The sequence below is a fragment of the Neptunitalea lumnitzerae genome (genome assembly GCF_027924185.1).
GTDB classification, from domain to species: domain Bacteria; phylum Bacteroidota; class Bacteroidia; order Flavobacteriales; family Flavobacteriaceae; genus Neptunitalea; species Neptunitalea lumnitzerae.
On record NZ_BRVO01000002.1, the window covers coordinates 776152 to 790849 of the forward strand.

Consider the following 14698-nt stretch of genomic DNA (forward strand, 5'->3'; position numbering starts at 1 on the left):
TAAAATTATATGTTACTTAGTCTTCAAATCTTTCAATTACCTCATTACTTACCCCTGTGTTAGAGAAACCTCCATCATGGAATAAGTTCTGCATAGTAACTTTCTTCGTAAGATCTGAAAATAAACTAACAGTGTAATCTGCACAATCTTGAGCAGATGCATTTCCTAACGGAGACATTTTCTCTGCATAAGAAATAAACCCACTAAATCCTTTAACACCTTGACCAGCAGTAGTTGGTGTTGGAGATTGTGAAATTGTATTTACTCTAACTTTTTTCTCTTTACCAAAGAAATACCCGAAACTACGAGCAATTGATTCTAAATATGCTTTGTTATCAGCCATATCATTATAATCTGGGAAAGTTCTTTGAGCTGCCATATAAGTTAAGGCTACAATACTACCCCACTCATTCATGGCATCTTGCTTATATAAAGTTTGCATTACTTTGTGGAATGATAATGCAGATACGTCCCATCCTTTAGCTGAAAAATCATAGTTGTTTTCAGTATAATGACGTCCTTTTCTAACATTTACAGACATCCCGATAGAATGCAAAACAAAATCTAGTTTTCCTCCTAATATTTCTGTTGCTTTAGAAACTAAATTTTCTAAATCTTCCATACTAGTTGCATCTGCAGGTATAATTTCAGAACCTGTTTTTTCTGCTAATTCATTAATTTGCCCCATTCTCATAGCAATAGGTGCATTAGTTAACACAAAAGTACCGCCTTCTTCGTGTACACGCTCAGCAGTTTTCCAAGCAATAGAATTCTCATCTAACGCTCCAAATATGATTCCTCTTTTTCCTTTTAATAAATTATACATGTTCCTTTAGGTTTATCTTAGTTTCTAGGTGCCAAAGATAGTTTAATTTTTTAACTCAATAGTTCTTTTGCATGTGTCAAAGCAGATTCACTAATTTTTTCTCCACCTAACATTTGAGCTATCTCTGTTATCCTATCGTGTTTATTTAATAATTTCAAATTACTACTAGTTCCCAACAGGGTATTCTCTTTATATACTTTAAAGTGAGCATCTCCTTTAGCAGCTACCTGCGGTAAATGGGTAATACAAAAAACTTGCATATGGTTACTCATTTCCTTCATAATGTCAGCCATTTTTATAGCTATCTCTCCAGATACTCCTGTGTCTATCTCATCAAACATAATGGTAGGCAAGTTCATATACTCAGATAATATAGATTTAATAGCCAACATTATTCTAGATAACTCACCTCCTGATGCTACTTTCTTCAAATCGCCAAAACTACCACCTTTATTCGCTGAAAATAAAAAGGTAAGTTCATCTTTACCATTAGATAAGTACTTCTCTTTTTGTGCTACCTCAATCTTAAATTTAGCATTTGGCATTCCTAATTCTGAAATAATACTTTCAAGATTTTTGATAAGCTTAGGCAACTCTTTAGCACGTTGCTTATGTATTTTTAAAGCTATTTTATCTAATTTCTCTTCTAATGCCTTCATTTCTTGCTGTTTTTCTAAAACAGCCTCATCTGCATTTTCTGTAATAGCTACTTTCTGCTCTAATTCTTCTTGTATTTTCAACAATTCCGCAACGCCAGAAACACCATGTTTCTTTTCTACTGCAAATAATTTATGCAGTATTTCATGTAGTTTTTCTAAGGCTACAGGATCTGTTTCTAAACCTTCTTCTAAAGCTATAAGCTCGCCATTAATATCATCAACCTCTATTAGTACAGATTGTATTCTATCATGTAAACCGGCATACGTACTACCAAAAGAAGTAAGTTTGGCAAACAACTGTTTTAACTCTGTTATAGCCACTTGTACACCAACCTCTTCGGCATTTACTAATTGTAAGGCAGCGGTTAACTTCTCTCTAATATCTTCTACATTAGAAAGCTGATCGTAATTAGACTCTAACTCCTCTTTGTCTAAGGTTTCTAATTTTAAATCTTTTAGTTCCTTAAGCAAAAAGCTATTGTACTCATATTCTTTAGAAGCCTCTTCCTGATCTTTTAAAAGTCTGTTATAAGCAGATTTTGTTTTAGTGTAAGTAGAAAGAATTTCTTGATATTGTTTTACATTTTCAAAATTAGAAGCTACAGCATCAATCACTGAATATTGAAATTCTTCTTCTGTTAACTCTAAAGTTTGATTTTGAGAATGGATATCAATCAACTTAACACCTAAATCATTCAGTACTGAAAGGGTTACAGGAGTATCGTTAATAAAAGCTCTAGATTTTCCGCTAGGCAATATTTCACGTCTTATAAAGGTTTGACCTTCGTAATCTAAATCCTCTTCTTCAAAAAATTGTTTTAGATTATAGTTTTCTATATGAAACTCAGCCTCAATAATACATTTTTCTTCTTTGGTTTTAAGCACCGTTAAATCGGCTCTTTTCCCTAAGACTAACGATAAACCTCCCAAAAGAATAGATTTACCTGCACCGGTTTCCCCTGTAATTATAGTATACCCATTACTAAACTTAACTTTAAGCTCGTCTATTAGGGCGTAATTTTTAATGGAAAGTGAAGCTAACAAATGATATTAATTTTAAACCTCAAATATACTTGTTATTTTGTAGAGTATAAAACAGCTATTATTCAATTTTTTTCCAACTACCACTATAATTGGGCATAATGTTATTTAAAGTTGCCACTAATTGTGTAGTATTAATTTGTGGACCCCCTGAATATATTTGCGATACTTCATCTGCTTTAGCATCAAAAAAAGCTTGAAGCAAATATGAATTTGGCCTACGTGCATTCATACTTTTAAATAACTGAATACTGGAAGCTATGGTTTTCTTAGCCATTTCTGGCTTAGAAGACATTAAGTCCATACCTTTTAAATGATAATTGTACATTACAGTTCTGTACTCTCTATAAAAATTAGAAAGTAAATTATCAATCAATTCAAAACGTGTACGATTACCATCATTTTGTTTCCAACCAACATTATTACCACTCTGAGCAATATTAACTACTTTTTTAGCTTGATTGAAAAACATAGTTCCACCGCGCATTTTAAAAGTATCTGCATCTACCCCAATAATTACATAGGCATAAAACGCCATTACGGAGGTTAAATTAGATTCAAATCTATTCTCATTATAATATAGCGGTTCAAATTCTTGATAGGTAAAAGAAAACTGTTTATCATTAATATTTAATACCGGGGTTATATACGAAGAATTGTAAACAGGTCTAGAAGATTGTACCTGAATTGTTGCTGAAAAATTATTATTCTCATAAGAATCTACCGTAATTAACATATTACAGTCTATACGTTCTTCTGGTTTGTAGGTCTTATTAGTCCATTTTCTATTATTCATGAACTCATTTAAAGCAGTTTCAAGTGTAGAAAACACCTGTTGATTAGTTTGACTAATCTTCTGAGAATTCACAGTTATCTTGCAATTAAGCTCTTGTGCTTTAATTACACCTGTTATACAGATAAAAACTAATAAGATCCAATTACGCATCTAATCTTTCAATAATTTCGTTAAAAATATCTTTAGCTACTTCTCCTTTTTCTTTAATTGAAAAAGCTTTCACCTCTTTATGATTTATAAAAGTAACTTTATTTGTTGGTTTGCCAAAACCAGCACCAGTATCATTTAAAGAATTTAAAACAATGGCATCTAAATTCTTTCTTTCTAGCTTCCCTTTAGCATTAGCCAATTCATTCTCCGTTTCCAACGCAAAACCAACTAAAAACTGATTTTGCTTAGAAGCTCCTAAAGAAGCTAAAATATCCTTTGTAGGTTCTAACTCAATAGTTAACGATGCTGTTTGCTTTTTTATTTTTTGCTCAGCTACATTTTTTGGTCTGTAATCTGCTACAGCTGCTGCGCATATAGCTATATCAGTGGTTGCATAATACTCATGAACCGCACTATACATCTCTTCAGCACTTACCACTCTCACCACATTTACATCTAACGGATCTTTTAAACTTGTAGGTCCAGAAACCAATGTAACTTGTGCGCCTAAGCTATTTGCTACTTCTGCCAATGCATAGCCCATTTTTCCTGAGGAATGATTACCTATAAAACGTACTGGGTCTATAGCTTCATACGTAGGCCCGGCAGTTATTAAAACTTTCTTTCCATTTAATGGTGCTTTGCCTAAAATATCATTTTCTATAAACGTACAAATGTTTTCAGGCTCAGCCATGCGGCCTTCTCCTACCAACCCACTGGCAAGTTCACCAGCTTCAGAAGGTATCATTATGTTACCAAAAGACTGCAATACTTTAAAAGTGTGTTGTGTACTTTCATGCTTATACATATCTAAATCCATAGCCGGGGCAAAATACACCGGACATTTAGCAGATCTGTATACCGCCAACAATAAATTATCACTTTCTCCTGTAGCCATTTTAGCTAACGTATTAATAGTAGCAGGCGCTACTACCATAAAGTCAGCCCATAATCCAAGATCAACGTGGTTTGCCCACTCTCCTGTAGTTGTATCCTTGACAAAGTCGCTTAAAACCGGATTCTTAGATAGTGTAGAAAGCACTAAAGGCGTCACAAATTCTTTGGCATTGTTTGTCATTACCACCTGAACTTGCGCGCCCGCTTTTATGAATAATCTAACTAAATAAGTAGTTTTATAAGCAGCAATACCACCGGTTACACCCAAGAGTATTTTTTTACCGCTTAATACAGACATAGCTGTTTACTTTTCAGTGTTTCTGTAATAAATTTTACCGTCTAACCATTCGTCTACAGCTAATGTATGTGGCTTTGGTAATTTTTCGTAATACTTAGAAACTTCGATTTGTTCTTTATTTTCAAAAATTTCTTCTAAGCTATCATTGTAAGTAGCAAATTCGTCTAATTTTTCAATTAACTCCTTTTTAATCTCAGAGTTAATTTGAATAGAACGCTTAGCTACAATAGCAATAGCTTCATAAATATTATCTGTTTGGGCATCAAACTCATTTTTATCATAGGTAATGGTTGATACCGGCGCTTCAGTTTTCTTTAAATTACTCATTCTATCGATTGTTAAATATTTATGATCTTTTACTTAATTCTTTTTCTATACTCTCATTGATTTCAGTAGCTTCCTCTGAAAACTGAGTATTTGGATAATCTTCTATTAGTTCTTGATAAGCTTCTTGTGCTTGTAATAATCTATCCTTTACTAAATACTCATAACTGTTAATTGCTAACTCGTATGATGCATTTAACCTAACATACAAAGCCTCTTCTTTTAACTCAGACCCAGGATAATCAACTAAAAAGTTATCAATAGACTTTATACTTGCTTTGTAATGAAAAGTTTTACTGTAGTTTTTTGCTATCTCTAACTCTTTACGTTCAATCTTTAAAGTTAACTCCTGAACCATTTCATTGGCTTCTGGTAACCATTCAGAATCTGGATAATTATTAATAAAATTCTGTAGCTTATCTAAGGCTTCGTAAGTATCTGTTTGATCTATAGAATACTTAGGAGACAACATATAAGATGATTTAGCTGAATAAAAAGCTGCCTCTTGTGCTTTTTGACTTCTTGGGTAAGAAGTAGCAAAACGCTCAAACTGATACGCTGCTAAATAGTAATCTTCATCTTTATATGCAGCATCTGCATACATATACACTACTCTCTCTCCTTGTGGCTTTCCCGCATACTTTGGCATTATTTGCTCAAACAATCTGTTTGCTTTAGTATACTTACCTTCATTATAAAGGCTTTCTGCCATGTCGTATTTTATTTTTACATCTTCACTTTTAAGTGCTTTTTGGTAATCGCTACAAGAAGAAGTAAAAATTACTAAGACTGCTATAAATCCTAAAAATTCTATTTTTTTAAACATTCTGCAAAATTATATATTTTTAACGTTTTACAAAAGATTTTTTGCACGGCTAATGTATACTTTTGAAATTAGTAAAAATAGCTCTCAGAAAAACTTTAACGTTATTTTTGTATTATTCTATCAAACTTATCATGGTCTAGCTCCATTATACCGTCATCATTAAACGAAAAAGCTTTCTCAAAAGTATAGTCTATCTTCAATTCTCTTAATAAATAACTATGTACTTGATGTACTTCTTGGTTAAATGCATCATCATAATAAGAAAGTAAAATAATAAGTTCTGCATTCAAATTGGCTAAATTTTCTACTTTATAATTACTTAGCGGACTATTATCATCTATATCATGTACAATAGTCCAAGTAGTTGGCAAATACGTTATGGCATTTCTTTCTAAATCTAAAGTATAAAAGCTACTCTTAAAACTATCACCTACCGCCTCTGGCAATAACAAAATCACATCTACTTTAGGTCTAATCATTACCGATTTTCGGCTATTCATAACCCTAAACATAATTTTATGTGTACCTAAATGTTTATTTACCACTATATCTTCACTAAACTGAGCACTTGCTTTTGGCTTAGAAAACCTACCATATAAAAGCCCTGTAATAAAAGAAAAACAGATAAGCCCCAACATAGCCTCAAAAGACGATATTAAACCTGTAATTATACCTCGCGGTGAAATACCACCATACCCAACTGTAGTTATGGTTTGTGCTGAAAAAAAGAACGCATTAAAAAAATCATGTAAAGGACTACCCGTAGAGCTGGTTAAGTTTTCTATTCCTGCAAGTAGATAAATAAACGCAAAAACAATATTAATAACCGTGTAACAAGATATCACTAGAACAAAAAATTTCAGCCACGAAATACTTATTAAAAAAGTATACGCGGCTGAAATATTTCGTTTCTTATTTATATGTTTAATATTAAATCTCCCGTCTTTATTTACGTAGCGCTGAATATTTTTTGTTGAAAAATTACCAAAGCCGGGATCATTAACTTTATGGAACATTATACGGTTATAGCATTAAATTTCTCTGAAAATACTAATAATTTTTCATATAAGTTACCTGATGCTTTTACTAATGGAAGTCTAACCCCTCCAGAGCATACTCCTAATATTTCTAATAGTGCTTTAATTCCCGCAGGATTACCCTCTTCAAAAATATAATCTATAGAATTCATTATTTTATATTGAAGATCAAACGCCTCTTTAGTTTTATGCAATAAACCATAGCGAATCATTTCAGAGAATTCTTTAGGGAAACCTTGTCCTATTACAGATATTACACCTGCACCACCTGCTAATACCATAGGTAACGCCAACATATCGTCTCCAGATATAACTAAAAAGTCTTCTGGCTTTTCATTAATAATACGCATGGCTTGAGTTAAATCTCCAGATGCTTCCTTTATACCTATAATGTTATCAAATTCGTTAGCCAAACGTAAAACCGTTGCAGGCAACATATTAGACCCCGTTCTACCAGGCACGTTATATAAGATAACCGGAAGAGGAGAATTCTCAGCAACCATTTTAAAATGCTGATAAATTCCTTCCTGAGTAGGTTTGTTATAATATGGTGAAACAGACAAAATAGCATCAAAACCACTCATATCAGTTTCCTTTAATTGATCTACTAAATCATACGTATTGTTACTACCCATACCCAAAACAAGCGGAACCCTACCATCGTTTACTGATTTCACCGTAGCAATAACTAATTCCTTCTCCTGTTTATTTAAAGTAGCAGTTTCTGCAGTAGTTCCTAACACAACAAGGTATTCTACCCCTCTATCTACTACATAATTAACCAAGCGCTCTAGTGCCTCTATATCCACTAGATTATCCGAAGTGAACGGAGTTACCAAAGCTACTCCTGTTCCTAAAAATTTTGATCGCATCTTTCTACTTCTTTATAACTTTCAAATATCTCTTTAAAATTTCAAAAAACTGCTTCACATTAGTATATTCACAATTCAAAATTAAATCGTTACACTTTTGATCTACAGTAGGAAAACCTGCTGTTATAGATGCTTTTACCATTAATGAAACTAGCTTCATCTCAAACACATCTTCAGCAAAATAATTTATTAATACGTCATAACGCCCATCAACAAAATTCTGTAGGTTTTCGCCTTTCAACTTCCCTTTAATCCCTACCTCATTTTTATAAAAAACAGGAATCAAAGTATCTTCCTTTTGCTTACTATTTTTTCTTGAAAAACCAATAATTTTAAATTCTGCACCAGATAAACCCAATTGTTTAAACTCAGAAATTAAATGATTCGGATTCTCATATTTGTCAAGGTCTATAATACAACCTACACTTTTAATTTTGGAAAACTCAAAACTCTCATTTTTTGTAGATTCTTTATCTCTTCTTAATTTATTGATAAATTTTCTACGAACAGCATCTAATATCATCTAATTTTACTACTTTCCTATTTACAAATTTATTAATATTTATTTCTAAAACTTTGTTATATAACTACTTTTTAATATATGAAAATTAAACATTTTGTTATAATTATAACATTATTAGTAGCCTATAATTGCTCTAAAGAGCCTCAAAAGTTAAGACAAATTGAGGCAAAACAGATAAACATTAACGATTCTTTAAAAGAAGTTACTGAAATTGAAGAGTTTATAAAACCAAAAAGGGAGTACATTAAGGCCGATTTGGAGAAAATTCTATGTTATAACCCAACGTATTTAAGCAAAAAAGGGAACAACCTTAACAGTGCTTTAGGCAATTTAATGGCAGACATAGTGTATGAGCAAGCCAATCCAATTTTTAATGAAAGAACAGGAAAAAACATTGATTTTGTATTACTAAATTACGGAGGCATTAGGGCTACTATACCAGAAGGTAATATAACTACCAGAACCGCTTTTGAAGTAATGCCTTTTGAAAATACTATTTTGGTAGCAGAACTTTCCTATGATCAACTAAAAGACTTAGAAAGCTACCTTATAGAAAATGAGAAAGCACACCCGGTTTCCCAACAATTTCATCTAGAATTTCGTAAAGATAAGTCTGTTAAGTCTTTTACTATTAACAAAAAGACTCCACAAAAAAACAAAACCTATTACGTGGCTACCTCAAACTTCTTATTAGGAGGAGGAGATCACATGGACTTTTTTAAAGAAGCACTTAGCGTTACTCCTGTAGACTATTTGCTTAGAAAAGCTATGATTGACTATTTTGCTAAACAAGACACTTTACAAACATCTACAGACAAAAGACTTTACATTGACTAATTATGAAAAGGAGAGATTTTATTCAAAAAACAGCTGTGGGAGCCACATTTGCAAGCTTAGGAGGATTAAGTTTAGCTTCCTGTGCACCTGAAAAGCAAAGTCATATTACCATATTACATACCAACGATGTACACAGCCATATAGACCCTTTTCCTGCAGATCATCCTGATTTCCCAAATCAAGGCGGAGTGGCTAGAAGAGCTACCCTAATAGAAAATATACGACAAGAAAACCCTAATACTATTCTATTAGATGCCGGAGACATTTTTCAAGGGACTCCTTATTTTAATTATTATGGTGGTGAATTAGAATACAAACTAATGAGTATGCTTCGTTATGATGCTGTAACATTAGGAAATCATGATTTTGACAATGGTATTGAAGGCATCTTAGCACAATTACCAAATGCAAACTTCGATTTTGTTTCTGCTAACTATGCTTTTGTAAACACGCCTCTTGAAGACTACATAAAACCTTATAAAATTTTTGTACGAGGCGAAATTAGAATTGGAGTATTTGGATTAGGGATTGAATTAGAAGGATTAGTAGAAAAGAAAAATTACGGTGAAACTGTATATATTGATCCTATAGAAATTGCGCAAGACATCACTAAAGAATTAAAAGAAAAAGAGAATTGCGACCTAGTTATTTGTTTATCACATTTAGGATACCACTATAAAGGTGATAAAGTTTCCGATTTAAAACTAGCCGCGCAAACTCAAGATATTGATTTAATTATTGGTGGACACACCCATACATTTTTAGATAAACCTGCTGTAGTTAAAAATAAAATAAATGAAGATGTACTAGTTAACCAGGTTGGTTGTTATGGTATTAATGTAGGTAGAGTAGATTTTTATTTTGACAAAGCCTCTAAAGTAAAATCTCAAGGAAAGTCTATTTTGGTTTAGCGTATACTTTAAGTATGAATTTAGACATACAATAATGAGCTATACTAAAACTAGGAATGGAAATATAAGAATGTATAAAATCATTATGTGAAATAAACAACACATAAGCATCAAAAATAGCTACAAGAAACATAAAAGTACCACTTAAGACCAAATACATATTTGGTCTTATTTTTTTCTCGTGCAATAATTTCAAGAGAATAGTAAACACAAATATTCCTAATCCAAAATTATGCATGGTAATAGGAAAAAGCATTTCGTTAAAATAACTGGCAAAGTATAGTGAAGGCACTAAATAAACTAATAAGAAAGGAATACTTATTTTTATAATAATACTCGTTTTTAAAAAATTTATTTTACTCAATACGGTATTCGCATATCCTGTTAAACCGGCTCCTAAAAAGAAAAGTGAAAAAGTCATATTATCTGTAAGCGAAATAAACAAATCTCCAACAAACAAGAAACATAAACTTATAATATACGGATAACATAATTTTTTACCCGTAGATTCACTTAAATAAAACCAAGCAATGATTGGAATTGTAAGTACTGAAAAGAAATCTACAAAAAAGTGGATATTATAATATCCCATTGTAGCATATAGCAATGTATTTAAAAATAGTAAAACAGGTATTATTTTTATCCTCATTCGTTCTTACTAACACCATATTTCTCTTTTTCTTTTCTTATGATATAGAGAAACATAGCCACATGAAAGAACAAAAATAAAAAATTGATAATAACATCATCTATAACCTTCAATTTTTCCAACGATTTATTGAATAAATAAGCTATAGACATTAAAATAGCCGACGAACTACTTATAAATAAATAAAAAGAAGATCTTGATCTTTCATAAATTAGCTTAATCCACGTACAAACAGAGAACAACCCCAAGAAAAAATTGTAAAACAACACAGTCCCTAATGTCATACCATCCATATTATCCACTAAACTATAAAACACATAAAAATAGATAATAGAATATGGTATAGCAGGTATTAAAATTCGGGTAGATGTTAAGTTATCACCCATCTCTTTAAGCAAATAATAACTATAAAAACCTAAATTTATACCATACAAAAAAACAGACCAGTCATATTTCTCTATCCAAAAGCTATTTGTTACATCACCTACTAAAACCAGCAGTAATGAAAATAAGTACACGTAATCTACTTTTACAGATTTAAAAAAATATGCAAACATTAGTAACGGTATGCTAAACACAGCTACTATTCTAGAAAACCCATATATATTTAAAGCATACATTGTGGTATAAAACAACGTATGCAGTATTGCCAATACAAAAAAATAATTCCCTATTTTTTCTTTATCTACATAAAGCATTTATGTCAGCATATCTTTAAAATCATATTCAGATATTACAGGCACTCCAAGTTTTTCTGCTTTTTCCTTTTTACTAGGCCCCATATTATCTCCCGCTATCACATATCCTGTTTTTGAAGATATTGAAGAAGCTACCTTACCTCCATTATCTTCTATCATTTTTTTAAGCTCATTTCTAGAAACCGATTCAAAAACACCCGAAACTACGAAACTTACCCCCGCTAACTTATCGGTTTGATTTTCCAAAATATCTTTAGATATCGCTAGTTGTAAACCGTAATCTTTTAGGCGTTCAATCAATCGAATGTTCACTTGGTTACTTAAAAAATCTACAACACTTTCCGCTATTTTCTCACCAATCTCATCTACCGCTACCAACTCTTCCATAGTGGCATTTTGTATAGCTTCAATAGATTTATAATGTTTCGCTAATTTCTTTGCTACCGTTTCCCCAACATATCTTATTCCTAAAGCAAACAACACTCGTTCAAAAGGAATTTCTTTAGACTTTTCTACTCCATTCACTAAATTCTCTGCACTCTTTTGCGCCATTCGGTCCAACGGAAGTAAATTTTCTACCTTTAACTCATACAAATCAGCATAATCATCAATCAACCCACTTTTAAATAAAAGCTCTACGGTTTCACCACCTAAACCTTCAATATCCATTGCTTTTCTAGATATAAAATGCTGAATTCTACCCGTAATTTGAGGTGGACACCCAGTGTAATTAGGGCAATAGTGTTGCGCCTCTCCTTCTTTACGAATTAATGGCGTTCCACATTCAGGACACTCGCTTATATATTCTGTAGGTTCAGATGTAAGGTCTCTTTGGGTAAAATCTACCCCTACTATTTTAGGGATAATTTCTCCTCCTTTTTCTACAAATACTTCATCACCTTCTCTCACATCCAACTTAGCAATTTGATCTGCATTGTGTAACGATGCTCTTTTTACCGTAGTACCAGCTAGCAACACAGGCTCTAAATTAGCTACAGGAGTTATAGCGCCCGTTCGCCCTACTTGATACGTAATTTCATTTAACTTAGTACTAACCTGCTCCGCCTTAAATTTATAAGCCATAGCCCATCTTGGAGCCTTGGCAGTATAACCAAGTTCCTCTTGGTGCTGAAAAGAATTTACCTTTATTACAACACCATCCGTTTCATAAGGCAAATCATGGCGGTGAACATCCCAATAATTCACAAACTCCATCACCTCGTTTGTAGACTTACATAGTTTTGCTTCTGTTGGTACTTTAAACCCCCATTCCCTAGCCTTCTCCAAACTTTCAAATTGAGAAGTAATAGCTAGTTTTTCTCCAACTATATTGTAAAGCAAACACTCTAACGGTCTTTTAGACACCTCGGCACTGTCCTGTAATTTTAAACTACCACTAGCAGTATTCCTTGGGTTCATATAAGGGTCTTCACCAGCTTCTATACGCTCCTGATTCATTTTAGCAAAACCTTCATGTGGTAAAACTATCTCTCCTCTAATGTCAAATTTTTCTGGATAATCACCCTTTAATTGTAATGGTACCGATCTAATAGTTTTTACATTATTAGTTACATTATCTCCCTGAATACCATCACCTCTGGTTACCGCCTTTACCATGGTACCATTTTCATAGGTTAGACTTATAGAAGCACCATCATACTTTAGTTCACAAGTAAACTCAACCTTATCATCACCAATAATTTTCTGAATTCTTTTTTCCCAATCTTCTAAATCTTCTTTAGAGTAAGAGTTATCAAGAGAATACATTCTATAATCATGCACTACGGTTTCAAAATTCTTAGTTACCATACCCCCAACTCTTACAGTTGGTGAGTTTGCATCATATAACTCTGGATGCTTCGCTTCAAGATTCTGCAGTTCTTTAAGCTTCATATCAAATTCATAATCTGAAATGGAAGCATTATCTAAAACATAATATTGATAGTTATAATGTGTTAACTCTTCTCGTAAACTAAGTATTCTCTCTTTTTCGTTCATGACTATTTTTTAATAGCTTTTAACATTCTGTAATTCCCGTAAATATCTTTTCTTAAAGATACCTCTTTAAACCCTTTTGAAGCAACTAGCAATTTAGTTTCCTCTGCCAAATATTGGTTAATTTCAAAATACAATATTCCCCCTGGCTGCAAATGCTCGAAAGCAAAATCACTAATCTTGTTGTAAAAAATCAATGGGTTATCATCTGAAACAAACAAAGCAGTATCGGGCTCATACAGCAATACATTATTTTTTATTTCTTGTTTTTCAAGCTCCCTAACATAAGGGGGGTTAGACACCACAACATCATACTTTCCTAAATCCGCATCATTTGGTGCAACCGCTAGAATATCTTTCTGTATGAAAGATACCTTTACTTTATTCTTTTCGGCATTTCTATACGCGGTTTCCAAAGCACCTGCAGAAATATCTATTGCCGTAACCAATGCATCGGAAAACAGATGCGCTAAGCTAATGGCTATACAACCCGTTCCTGTTCCGATATCTACAATTTTAGGTTTTTGCAAACCAATATCTTGTAAATCAGACTTAATCCAATCTACTAATTCTTCAGTTTCTGGTCTTGGTATTAGTGTATGCTCATTTACCTCAAAAAGTAAATCATAAAAATGAGCCTCTCCTATTATATATTGAATAGGCGTTTCCCTTTCTAAACTTGATAACGCCTCTCTAAATCGTTGTTCATCCTGTTCAGTAACTTCCAAATCTGGTCTTAAAGCCAACTGAACTCTTGTTACATTTACAAACGCCTGGCACAACATAAAGAAAAAGTTATTTACTTCTTCTCTATCATATAACGCTGCAAGTGTTTTTTGAAAATGAATATGTAACTCTTTTAATCTCATAAAAGGTCTTTTAGCATCCATACAGGGCAAGAAGTATGTCCTGTACACCCCATTGGTGCATCTAGATATTTAAAATCAAACTTTTTGTACAATTTCTGAGCATCGTGCATAAAAGGCATGGTTTCAATATAACATTTTTTAAAACCTACTTTTTTAGCGTATGCTAAACATTGCTCCATCATTTTAGAACCAATACCCTTCCCTCTTGCCTCTTTTGCAAAATACATTTTCTGCAACTCACAAACAGAACCATCTCCATTTGCTAAGGGTGCAATCCCTGCGCCACCAACAACAATACCTTCGTGTCCCACTACAAAATAGATATGCTTTGGTAACTCATAGGCAGTATACATTTTATCTAACGAAGCATCTTCGTATGCAGTTCCTGTTTTTGGTATCTCCAACTCATCAAAAACACCTCTAATTAACTGCGCAACAGCAGCATTGTCTTCCGGAGCAATTTCCCTAATAATCATTCCTCTAATTCTCT

The 14698-nt window shown here is 32.7% G+C and carries 16 protein-coding genes; 2 read left to right on the forward strand and 14 right to left on the reverse strand.

Annotated features, from left to right (window positions below; translation table 11 throughout):
- Positions 1 to 16: 16 nt before the first annotated feature.
- The 9 genes from Y10_RS10630 to Y10_RS10670 form a co-directional block, all read right to left on the reverse strand.
- Positions 17 to 826 carry an enoyl-ACP reductase FabI gene (locus tag Y10_RS10630; protein WP_281765367.1) on the reverse strand — a complete coding sequence of 270 codons (810 nt, stop codon included), beginning with the start codon at positions 824 to 826 and terminating at the stop codon, positions 17 to 19.
- A 50-nt stretch (positions 827 to 876) separates the two neighbouring features.
- On the reverse strand, positions 877 to 2529 hold the full coding sequence (gene recN, locus Y10_RS10635; RefSeq protein ID WP_281765368.1) for a DNA repair protein RecN: 1653 nt from the start codon (positions 2527 to 2529) through the stop codon (positions 877 to 879).
- A gap of 58 nt (positions 2530 to 2587) precedes the next feature.
- On the reverse strand, positions 2588 to 3472 hold the full coding sequence (gene porD, locus Y10_RS10640; RefSeq protein WP_281765369.1) for a type IX secretion system protein PorD: 885 nt from the start codon (positions 3470 to 3472) through the stop codon (positions 2588 to 2590).
- Entirely contained in the window at positions 3465 to 4667 is a 1203-nt protein-coding gene (gene coaBC / locus Y10_RS10645) for a bifunctional phosphopantothenoylcysteine decarboxylase/phosphopantothenate--cysteine ligase CoaBC (protein WP_281765370.1), read from the reverse strand. Before coaBC ends, porD begins: the two co-directional genes overlap by 8 nt.
- A 6-nt stretch (positions 4668 to 4673) precedes the next feature.
- Positions 4674 to 4994: a DNA-directed RNA polymerase subunit omega gene (locus tag Y10_RS10650; RefSeq protein ID WP_281765371.1), complete on the reverse strand. Its 321-nt coding sequence runs from the start codon at positions 4992 to 4994 to the stop codon at positions 4674 to 4676.
- A 19-nt stretch (positions 4995 to 5013) separates the two neighbouring features.
- Positions 5014 to 5817 (reverse strand): outer membrane protein assembly factor BamD, encoded by an 804-nt coding sequence (locus Y10_RS10655; RefSeq protein WP_281765372.1) that lies wholly within the window; start codon positions 5815 to 5817, stop codon positions 5014 to 5016.
- 101 nt (positions 5818 to 5918) lie between these two features.
- The gene (locus Y10_RS10660; protein WP_281765373.1) at positions 5919 to 6833 is read right to left on the reverse strand and encodes an ion channel; all 915 of its coding nucleotides are present in this window, start codon (positions 6831 to 6833) and stop codon (positions 5919 to 5921) included.
- On the reverse strand, positions 6833 to 7726 hold the full coding sequence (gene dapA, locus Y10_RS10665; RefSeq protein WP_281765374.1) for a 4-hydroxy-tetrahydrodipicolinate synthase: 894 nt from the start codon (positions 7724 to 7726) through the stop codon (positions 6833 to 6835). The genes Y10_RS10660 and dapA overlap by 1 nt, the downstream gene beginning before the upstream one ends.
- A 4-nt stretch (positions 7727 to 7730) precedes the next feature.
- Complete coding sequence (locus Y10_RS10670; RefSeq protein ID WP_281765375.1) at positions 7731 to 8249, reverse strand: DUF6913 domain-containing protein; 519 nt, start codon at positions 8247 to 8249, stop codon at positions 7731 to 7733.
- A gap of 78 nt (positions 8250 to 8327) precedes the next feature.
- Here Y10_RS10670 and Y10_RS10675 point away from each other — a divergent pair, with 78 nt between their 5' ends.
- Positions 8328 to 9086, forward strand: a complete 759-nt coding sequence (locus Y10_RS10675; protein WP_281765376.1) for a 5'-nucleotidase C-terminal domain-containing protein — start codon at positions 8328 to 8330, stop codon at positions 9084 to 9086.
- Between the two features lie 2 nt (positions 9087 to 9088).
- Positions 9089 to 9997: a bifunctional metallophosphatase/5'-nucleotidase gene (locus Y10_RS10680; protein ID WP_281765377.1), complete on the forward strand. Its 909-nt coding sequence runs from the start codon at positions 9089 to 9091 to the stop codon at positions 9995 to 9997.
- On the opposite strand, the gene Y10_RS10685 is transcribed toward Y10_RS10680, so the two are convergent.
- Genes Y10_RS10685 through Y10_RS10705 form a run of 5 tightly spaced genes read right to left on the reverse strand, consistent with a single transcriptional unit; the run spans position 9984 to position 14684 of the window.
- Positions 9984 to 10646, reverse strand: a complete 663-nt coding sequence (locus Y10_RS10685) for a hypothetical protein (protein ID WP_281765378.1) — start codon at positions 10644 to 10646, stop codon at positions 9984 to 9986. The two genes, Y10_RS10680 and Y10_RS10685, sit on opposite strands and share 14 nt — an antisense overlap.
- The gene (locus Y10_RS10690; RefSeq protein WP_281765379.1) at positions 10643 to 11344 is read right to left on the reverse strand and encodes a hypothetical protein; all 702 of its coding nucleotides are present in this window, start codon (positions 11342 to 11344) and stop codon (positions 10643 to 10645) included. Before Y10_RS10690 ends, Y10_RS10685 begins: the two co-directional genes overlap by 4 nt.
- Entirely contained in the window at positions 11345 to 13342 is a 1998-nt protein-coding gene (gene ligA, locus Y10_RS10695; protein WP_281765380.1) for an NAD-dependent DNA ligase LigA, read from the reverse strand.
- Between the two features lie 2 nt (positions 13343 to 13344).
- Positions 13345 to 14208: a peptide chain release factor N(5)-glutamine methyltransferase gene (gene prmC, locus Y10_RS10700; RefSeq protein ID WP_281765381.1), complete on the reverse strand. Its 864-nt coding sequence runs from the start codon at positions 14206 to 14208 to the stop codon at positions 13345 to 13347.
- Complete coding sequence (locus Y10_RS10705; RefSeq protein ID WP_408733615.1) at positions 14205 to 14684, reverse strand: GNAT family N-acetyltransferase; 480 nt, start codon at positions 14682 to 14684, stop codon at positions 14205 to 14207. The genes prmC and Y10_RS10705 overlap by 4 nt, the downstream gene beginning before the upstream one ends.
- Positions 14685 to 14698: the final 14 nt, after the last annotated feature.